A 12,159-nucleotide genomic window follows, 5' to 3' on the forward strand; every position below is an offset into this window, starting at 1 on the left:
TTAGAGAAAGGGCCGGCGCGAATATCGCGCCGGCCCTTTTCTCGTTATCCCCGCCGCCGCAATCTCGCTTTGACGATAAAGCCGCTGCCGATCATAAACAGCGTTAGAACGGCCATTAACAGAGCCAGCCAGCCGTTGATGGAAATGGATACGGCGGTTGCCAGCATGAATAGGACGGACAGGACGGCGAACAACAAAGACATCGGTTTGGACATGTTCAAACTCTCCTTCATAGCGATAAATAAAATAATTTTAGAATGTAGCATAGTTTGCGAATGGGTGAGCATAATAAGTTTGCAAGCTTGCAAAACACACAAAAGTTCCTATACTGAAAGGAGAAATTCCGCATGGCTAGCAACAAAAGCAGCAATCAATTGGTGGTACCTCAAGCTCAACAAGCTCTCAATCAAATGAAAATTGAAGCAGCACAAGAGCTTGGTGTGCAAATTCCAGCGGACGGTTACTATGGTAACGTTTCGACACGAGATGCAGGTTCATTGGGCGGATACATTACTAAAAAGCTTGTACAAATTGCCGAGCAACAACTGTCCGGCGGTTCCAGCAACCTTCGCTAAACTTTTCTATACACAATGAGTTTTACCTAAGGCTCAAGGGAAACCTTGAGCTTTTTTAGCTTTTATTCCGTTACACAACAAACAACACAATAAGAAAGCCCCTTTTATTGTCCATCAGGGGCTTTCTTGAGTCAATACCAATCATTTCTTCATTAATAAGAGTTCATCCGCAGCCGTTTCATTAACCGTTCATCGCTTAGCCAGCCTACATAGGAGCCGACCGTTTGATAGTCACGATCCATGAGAAGAACGCCAACAAACGGATACTGCTTGCGATGCCGGTAGCGCACGTCAGACCAGCGCACCTCATATCCCCAATTATGCTCCTTTACTTCGGCACATGCAAACTTGGTGAAGTAAAGGAAGGAGCGAATGGCCGGGTCATTTCTCGAGTTGGCGACGGCAGGGTGATCGGAGCATTTCACTTGGTCTACCCAATTTAATTTCCCGCCCCTGAGCTCGCCTATTTTATAGCTGCCGTCCTCAATATGCTTCACGACATTCCAGCCGGTGAGTGAGATGGTCGGAATCACGATATGGATGTCGGAAGCCTTTTTTTGCGAATCAAGCTTCTGAACCGTTCGGAGCGTCGATCGCTGCGCAACCGTTCGCCAAATGAAGTAAACAACCGTAAGAGCGTAGAGCGCGGTGAAAATTGCTGCGGCACTCCATAATCCTATTGCCCAAAGCCCGATGGCGACGATATGGGTGATGAAAATAAATGGATCGAAAATATGGATGATATTCCACGAAATCCATTTGTCAGTGAAGGGACGCATAGCCTGTGTGCCGTAAGCATTGAATAGGTCGGTGAATACGTGAACACATACCGCGAGCAATACCCAGGAACCGATATGAAGCCAAGGCAGGCTTCCTCGGTAGACCAATTGAAGAATGGCCGTAATAAGCACGGTCCATATGGCGATTGCGGGCAAGGAATGGGAGACGCCGCGATGGTTGCGGATGTAGCTGGCATTGCCTTTAAGACGCAGTATGGTATCGAAGTCAGGTGCTTGCGAACCGACTATGGTGCCGATTAAGACGGCAGTGTGAATCGAGGGATTGGAAGCAATAACGGGATCGACGGTTGCCAGACCGGCCAAACCGATGCCCATTACAAGATGCGTGCCTGTATCCACGGTGTGGTCCTCCTTCTTAGGTTGCGCTGCGTTGAATCCGCGAGTTAGATGTAGTATCAACGGAGAGAAGCGACTTTATCAATGGAACGGAAGCCAGTATAATTTGGAAAGGAAGGAGCTGGAGCATGATGCAATCGATATGTTTTGCAGAATACAAGATTGAAGAGCACAGCCGGGCAGAATTTTTAGCCTATACCGAGCAACTGCTTAAAGAGCAGAAACATGTACATTTATATGAAGGAACAGATCAAATAAATCTATTCGTGGAAATTTGGTATGCGGACAATGAGGCGGAAGCCGAGCAAATAAAAAAAGAACGCTGCAGCGAGCGTTCTCCTTGGTATCGCGTATCCGAATGGATTATCGGCGGTGCGGGCAAGATGCATGTCTGGAGTTTCAAGCCCGCTGGTACGCAAAGCAGTTAGATTTCTTCTTCACGGTTATTCATAGGCGTGGTGTTGGTGACTACGCCTCCTTCGAACGGATACTCGTATTGGATAGGCCCGTCAAAGGTTACATAATCCAGATTCAGCATCAGAAGCAGATAGCGCATTCCGGTCGACGGGTCGCTGATGATGATGTGATCACGTCCGGCAGCTTCGATAATGCCGCGGAAAATTTTAGCGTTCCACTCCCGGTTGTTCTCGTAAGTCATGTAGAAGCTAGCCATTTTGCCCCGGTTCAGGCGCAAAATATTTTCTACATACGATTCTTCCGCTACAGGAACCGCAACGATATTGCCCCCTTGAGAATTAATAAAGGAGCCGCTAGGCACCATAGGCGGAGAGGCTTGAGCCCCAACCATCGGAGCGTTTTTGCCCATCATCATGGGCATCATGTTCGGCATCGCATTTGGCATCATGTTTGGCATGGCGTTTGGCCCCATCGCATTCGGCATCATGTTTGGCATAACATTTGGTCCCATCGCATTGGGCATCATGTTCGGCATAACATTTGATCCCATCGCATTGGGCATCATGTTCGGCATAACATTTGATCCCATCGCATTGGGCATCATGTTCGGCATAACATTTGATCCCATCGCATTGGGCATCATGTTCGGCATAACATTTGATCCCATCGCATTTGGCATCCAGTTAGGTGTCATCGCATTGGGCATCATGTTTGGACCCCAGGAAGCGGGCAAGGTCGCAGGTGTATTAGGGGCTTTCGATGCCGGCAGAACAGCGGAAGCGTTAGCTTCTTTGGAAGCTGGCAGTGTAGCGGTCTGACCGCTCGGATAGCCATAGCCCTGTGTTGCTCCGCCCACATTTCCATAATTGCCGTATCCGTCTGTGTGGACTGGGCTTACCCCGCCTTTGTAATCATAACCTTTAGACATTCTGTTGTTCCTCGCTTTCGATCTTGGAAATGAAAAGGTTGCTAGTAAACGCTCGGACAGTCTTCTGGCGTTGCAATAAAGAAGCAGTGCGCTTTATAGCGTCCACTGTTCGCTTGGTCATACCATGTACCCGGGCAGCCTCCGGCCGGACGGAAAAACCAAAGCGCATTCGATGCCGGGTGTTGGCGCTCGCCGCTCATGCCCCATTGGGCGAAACGGATATCGCTTTCTCTCGCTTTTTTTATAATCCAAGCAATTGCTATAGCGTTGGCCTTTCACTTCCCTTCGCGTTCATACTGGCCGCTTCAAGCCGTTTTTATAGGCGTTAAACTACATACTCAGTGTATTGAGCGCCCAGCAAAAGGGTTCCAAATTATTTGTCACAATTTGAGTGGCGAATTGATGAACAATAAGCATGAACGTTGTCATTGCCATCTTTTTTCGGTATGATAAAGAACGATTCATCAATGAAATGTTTAGGCGCCAAACTTGCGTTTTGCGGCATACCTTAGGAGGCTCGCTTCGTGTTTAAAGACTTGATTGCATTAACAAAACCGCGGCTGCTCAGAATGAATGTTTTCGCCGCTATCGGCGGTTTCTGGGTAGCATCGAAGTGGAATATCGACTGGCTGGCGCTGTTGTGGGTCGTAATCGGATCTACGATTACAATCGCTTCCGCATGCGTCATTAATAATTACTGGGACCGGGAACTGGACCAGAAGATGGAACGGACGAAAAACCGTGCGCTTCCAACGGGGCGATTAACGCCGGGATTCGTACTCTCCTATGGCATCGCGCTTGGTGTCATTGGACTAGCCGTACTGTTTCTGCTCGTCAATCCTTTGACCGGCTGGCTAGGCTTTCTCGGTTGGTTCGTCTACATCTTCATCTATACAATATGGCTCAAAAGATCGTCGACCTGGAGCACCTCGATCGGCGGTATTTCTGGAGCTATGCCGCCGGTGCTGGGCTATTGTGCTGTAACATCGGAAGTGGATGCAGGAGCGTGGCTGTTGTTTGCCTTCCTGTTCCTGTGGCAGCCGCCGCACTTCTGGTCGCTTGGCATTCGCCGGGTGGAGGAGTATCGGGCGGCACAATATCCGCTTCTTCCAGTCGTCAAAGGCATCAAGCGGACAAAGCTGCAAATGATTCCGTACACGGTTCTGCTAATTCCAACCTGTATTTTGCTTTACACTTACGGTTACGCGGGTATCGTGTTCCTGATTATTTCTGTATTGGCGAGCGTTATTTGGGCCGTACACACAATAATGGGATTGAAAGCTGCCAATGATGAGAAATGGGCGAAAGTCAATTTTCTAATTTCGGTCAACTACTTGATGGTTGTATTTATTGTCATGATCGCCAATACGATTAAATAATGGTCTTACTGTGGGGAGGATAAACGAGGCATGTTGTTTTTGAAAAAGCACAGCTTCAAAATCGCCGTGTTGGCATTATGCGCGGCTATGGGTATTTATTTATCAGTAACCTATTTTGGAAATCAAAAAGAGTCGCTGCCTGTACTTCAAGCAGCGCCTGCATTTACGTTGAATGATATCGACGGCAATGAAGTATCGCTGGATTCGACAAACGGCAAGGCAAGGTTGGTTTATTTCTATTTCGCCAACTGTCCAGACGTATGTCCGCCTACGACATTCCTTCTGTCCGAGACGCAGGACTTGCTTCAAAAGGACGGCGTGCTAGGCAAGACTGCGGAAATGATGTCGATAACGTTTGACCCTGAGCGAGATACGCCGGAAGTGATTCGCGCATTCGCGGAACGTAATTTCGCGGAGCCGGGTGCAGGCTGGCTGTTTTTACGGGGGGAAGAAGCAGCAACAATGAAGCTTGCTCAAGATTTTGGCGTTGGTGTGAAAAAGGATGAGGCGAACAATTCCTTTATTCACTTTAATGTTATTACGCTCGTTGATAAAAAAGGCCAAATTCGCAAATGGATTAGCGGCAATGACGAAGAGTTGACGCCAGAGCAGCTCGCATCTGACTTGAAGCTGCTGGCTAAGGAATAGTAAATGGACATTTTGCTTCATATTTTATGGACAAATGTATTGCCGCTCACATTGATGATAGCTGTTGGCTTCACAATGCAGCGGCTTTTTTCTTTGGATATCAAGACGTTGTCGAAGCTTAATTTCTATGTATTTTCGCCGGCCGTTATTTTTAATTTGCTCTATACGACCAAGATTTCTGCCCAGTTGATCGGCAAAGTGCTGCTGTTCGCCGTTGTTTTTCTCGTGCTGCAAGGAGCCGTCGTCGAACTGGCCGTCAAGCTGAGAGGCTTGAAGGGCGGCATGAGAGGGGCGATGCGCAACAGCGTTCTGTTTTATAACAGCGCAAACTATGGCATTCCGCTCAACCAATTGGCTTTTGCAGCCAATCCGTATACACTGTCCGTGCAGATTATCGTCATGGTCACGCAATCATTGCTTCCGAATACATACGGCATTTACAGCGTCAACGCTCATAAGCTTGATCTGCGTTCGACGATGCGGACGATTTTGTCCCAACCGATCATTTATGTCATTCCGTTAGCCTTTATATTTAACGGCTTCGGCATTAAGCTTCCTCAGCCGGTGGAAACACCGATCGTCTACTTGGCGAATGCCTTCATTGGAACGGCGCTTCTCACGCTGGGCGTACAGCTTGGCAGTATGAAGTGGAGATGGGACCGGAGGTTATTCTCTAACGTCATTCTTTCCAACTTCTTAAGGTTAATTATTGGTCCGGCTCTGGCTGCTCTCATTATTTGGGCATTAAATGCCTTTATCGAGATTGATAAAATGATGGCCGCTGCTTTGATCGTGTCCTCTGCCGTACCGACCTCCTTAAGCAGCGTACTGTTAGCGGTCGAGTTCGACAATGAGGCGGAATTTGCTTCTCAAGCTGTCTTTCTATCGACCGTGCTGAGTATCGTGACGGTAGCCTTTGTCATCTATATTCTTCATATTTGATCCTCTTTGGTCCAACCAGGGGCGGGCTCAGGGTACATAATATGTTCCTCGAGGCCCGCTTTTTCTAATTGCTCGATTAAATAATCCTCCGGTGTATGCTCGACGCCTGGATAACCGCGGCGGGTATAGATGTGCTCGGCATCGGGAAACAAATCGCGAAGCATGCCCCGGATTCGTTTGCCGGAACTGTCATTATCGGTGAACAGGTATACCTGTTTATTTCCTGCTTGCTTGCGAAGGCGCTCTAACTGCTCCGGTCCCGGCGTTCCAAATGTGCAGTAGATGGGGACGGCTTCATGCAGCACTCTGCGTAACCGGCTTTTATCGTTTTTCCCTTCGACAATAATCGCGATTTCCATAACGCGTTCACTCCTTTGCAGCGGGGAATGCATTGCATTTATAGTTTACCATTTCCGCTCAAAAAAAAGCGTCCCTGCCGCTCCAATGAATGGAGCAGCCTAGGACGCTTCTTTTATTCAATAAAAGCAGGGTTAGCAGAATGTGCAGAAAATGATGACGAGCAGGATGAACAATACAAGTATGAGTCCAATGTTCGATTCACGATGGTGATGATGGTGGCCATGCTGGCCGCGATTATCGCTTTGATGTTGATGGTTGTTAGAACCGCCTACAAATTGGGACATTTTAAAACTTCACCCCTCTTTCCGATAGTCAGGGTCATTGGGCATTAGCTGCCGTTTGACATACCTCATTGTATGTATAGGAGTGATATTAGCCTTGTGTGTTTACCTAGTTTTGAGAAAAATGGGTGCGAGAGGTGTAAGGGCGCCTGGTGTGAAACGGCAATACCATTACGGCGATCATTAGAGCAAGGAAGGCGATATAGTAGGGCGATAGATAGTCCCGCAGCTGCCCCGCAAGCATAGGACCGATGAAGGCGCCAATGGAGTAGGCTATCGCGAGTACTGAGAAAGTTCGGCCATACCGGGCTCCGCCGCTTAGCTCAATGAGCAGCATAGGGATTGCCGGAATGATAATCCCTTTGCCCATGCCGACGAACAGCAGCATAAGGGCAAATGGAAGGGGCGTGCCTGCCGCAATGAGAAAATAGATGAGCGCCAGAATGAGCGAGCCCCATAACGTTCGATGAAATGCTGGAATCCTGTTCAGGAACAGCATGCTTAGCGTAATGAGCGCGCCGACGCTTACGACTGAGAAGAGTAAGCCGGTCGTCATCATTCCTTCTTTCGTACTGGCCATTAGCGGAAGCTCGAAGGAAAGGATGCCTTGCGCGCAACTGGTTGCAATCGGCAAGATGAAGACGAGCCATGGAATGGGTGCGGCTTCGATCCGCGTTACAATTTTGGATTTGCTGTTCTCAGGCGGTAATTCCTCTGCTGCGGCTTTAATATCTTTAATGAATATAAGCGCGCATATCGAGGTGACGATCAACACCCAACCCAGCATGTAGAAAGCTGTTGTGAAGCCGATCTTGGCGACCATGTAAGCTCCTGCGGCCGGCGACACGACGGTAGCCAGCGTATGCACGAAGCCGTTGCCGGCCATCAGCTTGCTCTGCTCGGCCCGGTTCGTTGTCAGCTTGGCAAGCAGAGCAAGGCAGGCAGGGGATAGAAAAGCGAGTACAAAGCCGCTGATGGAGCGAAGCAGCAGCAGCTGCCAAGGGTCTGTTACTTGCGATTGAAAAAGCAGGATGATGCCCGCTCCCATAAGGCTGAACACGATGAACAGCCGGCTGCCAAGCCGGTCGACGCCATAGCCTGCGATAATGTTGCCGGGAAGATGGGTAATCGAGTACATGCCCATCATCAATCCGATAAAGGACGGGGCGGCCCCAAGCGAAATCGCAAAAGGGGTGAGAATCGGATATTGCGCATGCAAATCGAAAAAGGCGACGAACAGAAACAAATAGAGCCATACAGCTGTTTTCACGGGGCGGATCCTCCTTGCGCTAACGTTCATAATCTACTTGTACGTCAAAGCTGGACAGGATATGTCTGCTAGATCAAGACGCTGGCGTTTACGGTAGATTCTGGGTGGGGTATAATGTTTGATAATGGGGGTTCGCCCGCGTTATAATAGGGGGGATTAGGTTGGATTTTTTGAATTTCTCAAGCTATGATTGGCACACTTGGAGCACGTTTCTGAAAGAGCACTGGCTATTGCTGGCCGTAGCGCTCGTCGTGCTGCTGCTTATCGTCCGCATCGTTAAGACCGTCGTCAAATGGGCGCTTGTTGCCGTCATCGTTGTCGGCATCGTCATTTACAGCGGATACAGCATGGACGATTTGAAAGCAATCGGCACGAAGGTAGCCGATAGTGTGAAGCAGGAAGCCGTAACGGCTATGGTCGGAGAAGTGGAGAAAGCGACCTTCACGACGAATTCCGACGGAAGCTTCACTGTAAAAACAGACAATTTGATTCTGACAGGCGAACCGGGAAGCGGTGAAGTAACGGTATCCTTCCGCAACACGCCGCTGGGCACCTGGAAAATTGACAATACGGTTCAAACATTAATTGACCAAGCGAAACAAAACAGCAAAGCGTAACCTGACGGAATAGCCGTCTGCTTAAGCAAGGAGGATGTGATAGAATGGATTGGGTTCGTACGCTATGGTCTTGGGAACCAGTCTCTCTCATCGTCCTCCTGCTGCTCATTGTTTCTCTTGCGCAAGGGATGAGGAGGGGCGCATCGGGTTCTGCGAGGCGTCTTTTCTATTTTGTATGGGATGGAATATGGATTGTTGTCTGCTTGCTGGCAGCCGCAAAGCTTGCAGAAAGCCTCTCGCCGGTTCTGGCGGAATGGCTAGCTGGCCGCGTTGAAGTTCCGAAGCAGGAGCTTGGCTCTTTATCGCGGATTTGGTATACATGGCTGACGAGCTTGAAAGATTTCGCGCTGCTCCGGTTTGGGGTATTATTCTTGGTTGGATATTTGCTTCTCCGGCTGATCGTATCTGTCCTGCTGACTCCTGTACTGGGCATGCTGCTCTCGGGATCAGAACGACAGGAACGTGGACGTCATGCAGCCTCGGGAATTCCTGGGGGAAGAGCGGCCAGCAGAACGGCAGGCGCTTTAATTGGCGCTCTGCACGGTGCGGGCCGAGCTTTCGTATTTATTGCTGCCTTATTTATTTATGTCTCTCTTGTACCGAATGGCATATGGACCGATGAGATTAAGCGGTCGCCGCTCTACAATGAAGCCGCCGCCGTATTGGAGCCGGTAGCCGGCGATATGCTGGCAGGTCAAGGACCAGTGCTGGCGAAAGCGGTGCAGGCCGAATTTCAGAACATTTTACAACGTAAATATGAAATCATTGATTACGCCATTCCCGCCGATATCGAGCAGGCAGCGCTTCAGGTTACGAAGTCTGCTGACGGTGATGAAGCGAAAGCACGAGCTCTGTACGAATGGCTCGGCGCACGGATTGCGTATGATTGGGATAAAGCCCGGAATTATGAGGAGAAGGGCATTTGGAAGGAACAGACGCCGCAAAATACGTTCGATACAAGGACGGGCGTTTGTATTGATGTGGCAAGACTGTATGCCGTTATGGCGCGCGCTTCAGGGTTGGAGGTCAGAGTAGTAACCGGACTCGGTGCCGATGGGCGGGGCGGCTTTGGGCCGCATGCCTGGAACGAGGTCCGGATTGGCGGAGAGCAGGGCAAATGGATTCCGCTCGATGCGACATGGGCATCATCCGGTGATTGGTTTAATTCGCCGGGCTTCGAACAGACACATATTCGCGAAGCATAACAAAAAATTGGTTAAAGGCAAGAGGTGAGCGCATTGCACGACGATCCGCAAAAGCGGGAGATTACGAATCGCCGTCATTTTTCGTTTCGGTTAAACTTTTTTTTCTTTGTTGTTTTTGCTCTTTTTAGCATCCTTATTATTCAACTTGCCATTCTTCAATTCGTAGATGGTCCTAAGCTTAGCGCTGAGGGCAGCAAGAAAAGCACGCGCAGTGTAAAGATTGCTCCGATCCGTGGCAATATCTATGCATCGGATGGTACGCCAATCGCCTATTCGACATCGACGCAATCATTGTATTTTACGATTTCGCCAGATTTCAAAACGAAAAACAATACCGAAGCTTTGGACATTGCTAATAAACTGGTAAAAGTTTTTGATGAAAAAGGTGACCCGCAAAAGGCGATGACTGTTGATGATGTTATTCGCCAAATGGACCTCGATTTCCGCCGCAATACGATTTCCACGCCTCGAAGGATAAAGTCAGGCTTAACCTTGGACGAAATCGCTTATTTTATGGAGCATCGCAGCGAATTTAAAGGCATCGATATCGTAGAGGAAAGCGTACGTAACTACAGTACTGATTCGGTAGCTGTGCAGTTGGTCGGATATTTGAAAAAATATAAAGGCGCGCGGGACAGCCTTGCGTTCTACGAAGAAAAAAAAGATGAGGAAGATGAACTTTATCAGTATTTGGATGATGAGGATGTCGGCTTCGATGGTTTGGAGTTAATGTACCAAGATGTACTTCGCGGAACAAACGGTTTGAAGAAGTATCCGGTTAACAATGCCGAGCGCATTATCGGTCCAATGGAAATTACGAACCCGACCAAAGGTTCGGATATTTATTTGACTATCAACCAGCAGGTGCAATTGAAGACCGAGGAAGCTGTCGTGAATCAGATCAAAAAAATCAGTACATCTGGATCTAGAAGCGAACGGGCCGAGTATGCCAAAATCGGCTATGCTGTTGCTATGGAGGTTGATACCGGCAAAGTTGTAGCAATGGCGAGTATGCCTGATTACGATCCCAATATATGGTCCGGCGGACGCATCAGTCCCGAGGATTATGCTAACTTCAAGACGGCATTAAGCAACGGGACGATCAGGGAGGTATATGCGAAATACGATACGGATAAAGAGCGGAGTAGACATCCTTCCTCACTCGTTCCGCCGGGATCGACGCTGAAGCCTCTCTCGGTTCTAGTCGGGTTGAATGAGAAGCTGTTTACAACTTCGAGTACTTATAACGATAACGGATTGTTCCTGTTCGGTAAGGAAGGCCATAAGGTGCCGATCAAGAATGCAGGCAACCATGCCTACGGCTTGCTAGATCCGGCGAAGGCGATTGAGAAATCGTCCAACCCGTTCATGGCAGCTATGGTCGGAAATCGCATGTATGAGAAGTACAAAGGCAAAGCTGGCGTAGACAAATGGGACAATTACATGAAGCAGTTTGGTCTTGGCGTGTTGACTGGCAGCGGTTTGCCGGGCGAGATTACCGGTACGGTCGATTACTATCATGAAGCCGAGAATGCGAGCTCGCAATCGGCACTTGTTCGTGCAGCCTTCGGTCAACAGGCTCGATACACACCGCTGCAGTTGGCACAATACACAGCGATGCTGGCAAACCACGGCAAACGAATGAAGCCGCAGTTTGTAAATGAAATCAAAACATCCGATGGCAAACTGGTGCAAGGCTTTAAACCGGAAGTGCTTAATACGGTAGATTTCCCGGATGCATACTGGAAAGAAATAGAGACCGGCATGTCGAAGGTTGGCGTGCAAGGGTTCGATGGCGTTTCCTATACATTTAACCGGAAGACCGGTACGGCACAATCAAGCGTAGCGGGACGGACAGCTGACAACGCTGTATTTATCGCTTACGCTCCTGCCGACAAACCGAAGCTTGCGGTTGCAGTCGTTATTCCGGACGGAGGTTTCGGCGGCTGGGGTGCAGCCCCGATTGCTCGTCAAATCTTCGATGCCTACGACTATGAAGTTGGCTTGAAAGGCGTCCCAGGCAAAAGCAAGGACACTGCGAACAACGCAGATGCCGGAGCTAATGGCGCTGACGGCACAAATGTTGCTAATGGCAATGCCGCGCAGTAATTGACCGCAGATGTAGGATGAAAGTGAAAAGCCCGTTAGTCGCTCCGTGCGTCTGGCGGGCTTTTTTATGCGGATCTGCTTCACATCTAATGGTCGTTCGATATTCGTGTCGAGTGGGCTGTTTTTTTACGCGTGGTACACCCACTGGCTGATCAAAATGCAAAAGCTCCAAGGCCCCCTAAATAAACTAGAGTCTCCCTATCCAAATAAATTATAATAAAGAAAAGGGAGATGATTCGGTATGGGTGGCAAAAGACTGAAAGAAGAAACACGTATGAGAATTGTTCGAGAA

General features: G+C 49.0%; 14 protein-coding genes and 1 pseudogene. 8 read left to right on the forward strand and 7 right to left on the reverse strand.

The annotated features are described in order from the left end of the window. Positions 1 to 44: 44 nt before the first annotated feature. Complete coding sequence (locus IEX98_RS08650; protein WP_188888492.1) at positions 45 to 215, reverse strand: DUF5325 family protein; 171 nt, start codon at positions 213 to 215, stop codon at positions 45 to 47. A 132-nt stretch (positions 216 to 347) separates the two neighbouring features. Here IEX98_RS08650 and IEX98_RS08655 point away from each other — a divergent pair, with 132 nt between their 5' ends. Continuing rightward, positions 348 to 575 carry an alpha/beta-type small acid-soluble spore protein gene (locus IEX98_RS08655; RefSeq protein WP_188888493.1) on the forward strand — a complete coding sequence of 76 codons (228 nt, stop codon included), beginning with the start codon at positions 348 to 350 and terminating at the stop codon, positions 573 to 575. A 152-nt stretch (positions 576 to 727) separates the two neighbouring features. On the opposite strand, the gene IEX98_RS08660 is transcribed toward IEX98_RS08655, so the two are convergent. After that, positions 728 to 1,714 carry a metal-dependent hydrolase gene (locus tag IEX98_RS08660; RefSeq protein ID WP_188888494.1) on the reverse strand — a complete coding sequence of 329 codons (987 nt, stop codon included), beginning with the start codon at positions 1,712 to 1,714 and terminating at the stop codon, positions 728 to 730. A 125-nt stretch (positions 1,715 to 1,839) separates the two neighbouring features. Here IEX98_RS08660 and IEX98_RS08665 point away from each other — a divergent pair, with 125 nt between their 5' ends. Next, complete coding sequence (locus tag IEX98_RS08665) at positions 1,840 to 2,139, forward strand: hypothetical protein (protein ID WP_229692052.1); 300 nt, start codon at positions 1,840 to 1,842, stop codon at positions 2,137 to 2,139. On the opposite strand, the gene gerQ is transcribed toward IEX98_RS08665, so the two are convergent. Next, a complete protein-coding gene (gene gerQ, locus IEX98_RS08670) occupies positions 2,136 to 2,624 on the reverse strand; it encodes a spore coat protein GerQ (RefSeq protein WP_188888574.1) in 489 nt (162 codons plus the stop codon). The two genes, IEX98_RS08665 and gerQ, sit on opposite strands and share 4 nt — an antisense overlap. Before the next feature lie 473 nt (positions 2,625 to 3,097). Next, a pseudogene (locus tag IEX98_RS08675) lies at positions 3,098 to 3,292 on the reverse strand (cell wall hydrolase); the annotation flags it as partial. A gap of 288 nt (positions 3,293 to 3,580) precedes the next feature. On the opposite strand from IEX98_RS08675, the gene cyoE reads away from it, so the two are divergent. From cyoE to IEX98_RS08690, 3 genes are read left to right on the forward strand one after another with little or no spacing between them, the layout of a single operon-like run. Beyond that, positions 3,581 to 4,435, forward strand: coding sequence for a heme o synthase (cyoE, locus tag IEX98_RS08680; RefSeq protein WP_188888496.1), 855 nt, complete (start codon positions 3,581 to 3,583; stop codon positions 4,433 to 4,435). Between the two features lie 30 nt (positions 4,436 to 4,465). After that, on the forward strand, positions 4,466 to 5,083 hold the full coding sequence (locus IEX98_RS08685; protein ID WP_188888497.1) for an SCO family protein: 618 nt from the start codon (positions 4,466 to 4,468) through the stop codon (positions 5,081 to 5,083). Positions 5,084 to 5,086: 3 nt separating this feature from the next. Then, positions 5,087 to 6,025, forward strand: a complete 939-nt coding sequence (locus tag IEX98_RS08690; protein ID WP_188888498.1) for an AEC family transporter — start codon at positions 5,087 to 5,089, stop codon at positions 6,023 to 6,025. On the opposite strand, the gene IEX98_RS08695 is transcribed toward IEX98_RS08690, so the two are convergent. The 3 genes from IEX98_RS08695 to IEX98_RS08705 all read right to left on the reverse strand — a co-directional run bounded on the left by IEX98_RS08695 (position 6,016) and on the right by IEX98_RS08705 (position 7,936). Next, positions 6,016 to 6,384 (reverse strand): toprim domain-containing protein, encoded by a 369-nt coding sequence (locus tag IEX98_RS08695; protein WP_188888499.1) that lies wholly within the window; start codon positions 6,382 to 6,384, stop codon positions 6,016 to 6,018. The genes IEX98_RS08690 and IEX98_RS08695 overlap by 10 nt on opposite strands. A 132-nt stretch (positions 6,385 to 6,516) precedes the next feature. After that, a complete protein-coding gene (locus IEX98_RS08700) occupies positions 6,517 to 6,669 on the reverse strand; it encodes a hypothetical protein (RefSeq protein ID WP_188888500.1) in 153 nt (50 codons plus the stop codon). Positions 6,670 to 6,775: 106 nt separating this feature from the next. Next, on the reverse strand, positions 6,776 to 7,936 hold the full coding sequence (locus IEX98_RS08705) for an MFS transporter (protein ID WP_188888501.1): 1,161 nt from the start codon (positions 7,934 to 7,936) through the stop codon (positions 6,776 to 6,778). Positions 7,937 to 8,097: 161 nt separating this feature from the next. On the opposite strand from IEX98_RS08705, the gene IEX98_RS08710 reads away from it, so the two are divergent. From IEX98_RS08710 to IEX98_RS08720, 3 genes are read left to right on the forward strand one after another with little or no spacing between them, the layout of a single operon-like run. Further along, positions 8,098 to 8,553, forward strand: coding sequence for a hypothetical protein (locus IEX98_RS08710; RefSeq protein ID WP_188888502.1), 456 nt, complete (start codon positions 8,098 to 8,100; stop codon positions 8,551 to 8,553). Between the two features lie 44 nt (positions 8,554 to 8,597). Beyond that, the gene (locus IEX98_RS08715; RefSeq protein ID WP_188888503.1) at positions 8,598 to 9,758 is read left to right on the forward strand and encodes a transglutaminase domain-containing protein; all 1,161 of its coding nucleotides are present in this window, start codon (positions 8,598 to 8,600) and stop codon (positions 9,756 to 9,758) included. Between the two features lie 33 nt (positions 9,759 to 9,791). Further along, positions 9,792 to 11,867, forward strand: a complete 2,076-nt coding sequence (locus tag IEX98_RS08720) for a peptidoglycan D,D-transpeptidase FtsI family protein (protein WP_188888504.1) — start codon at positions 9,792 to 9,794, stop codon at positions 11,865 to 11,867. Positions 11,868 to 12,159: the final 292 nt, after the last annotated feature.

This window comes from Paenibacillus radicis (ex Gao et al. 2016), from assembly GCF_014641555.1.
Taxonomy (GTDB): Bacteria; Bacillota; Bacilli; order Paenibacillales; family Paenibacillaceae; genus Pristimantibacillus; species Pristimantibacillus radicis.

What these genes read in the sequence shown, in the direction of transcription:
- IEX98_RS08715 (WP_188888503.1), top strand. Translation starts at nt 8,598, where the DNA reads ATGGATTGGGTTCGTACGCTATGGTCTTGGGAACCAGTCTCTCTCATC.
- IEX98_RS08695 (WP_188888499.1), bottom strand. Translation starts at nt 6,384, where the DNA reads ATGGAAATCGCGATTATTGTCGAAGGGAAAAACGATAAAAGCCGGTTA.
- IEX98_RS08665 (WP_229692052.1), top strand. Translation starts at nt 1,840, where the DNA reads ATGATGCAATCGATATGTTTTGCAGAATACAAGATTGAAGAGCACAGC.
- IEX98_RS08650 (WP_188888492.1), bottom strand. Translation starts at nt 215, where the DNA reads ATGTCCAAACCGATGTCTTTGTTGTTCGCCGTCCTGTCCGTCCTATTC.
- gerQ (WP_188888574.1), bottom strand. Translation starts at nt 2,624, where the DNA reads ATGCCAAACATGATGCCGAATGCGATGGGGCCAAACGCCATGCCAAAC.
- IEX98_RS08700 (WP_188888500.1), bottom strand. Translation starts at nt 6,669, where the DNA reads ATGTCCCAATTTGTAGGCGGTTCTAACAACCATCAACATCAAAGCGAT.
- IEX98_RS08685 (WP_188888497.1), top strand. Translation starts at nt 4,466, where the DNA reads ATGTTGTTTTTGAAAAAGCACAGCTTCAAAATCGCCGTGTTGGCATTA.
- IEX98_RS08655 (WP_188888493.1), top strand. Translation starts at nt 348, where the DNA reads ATGGCTAGCAACAAAAGCAGCAATCAATTGGTGGTACCTCAAGCTCAA.
- IEX98_RS08690 (WP_188888498.1), top strand. Translation starts at nt 5,087, where the DNA reads ATGGACATTTTGCTTCATATTTTATGGACAAATGTATTGCCGCTCACA.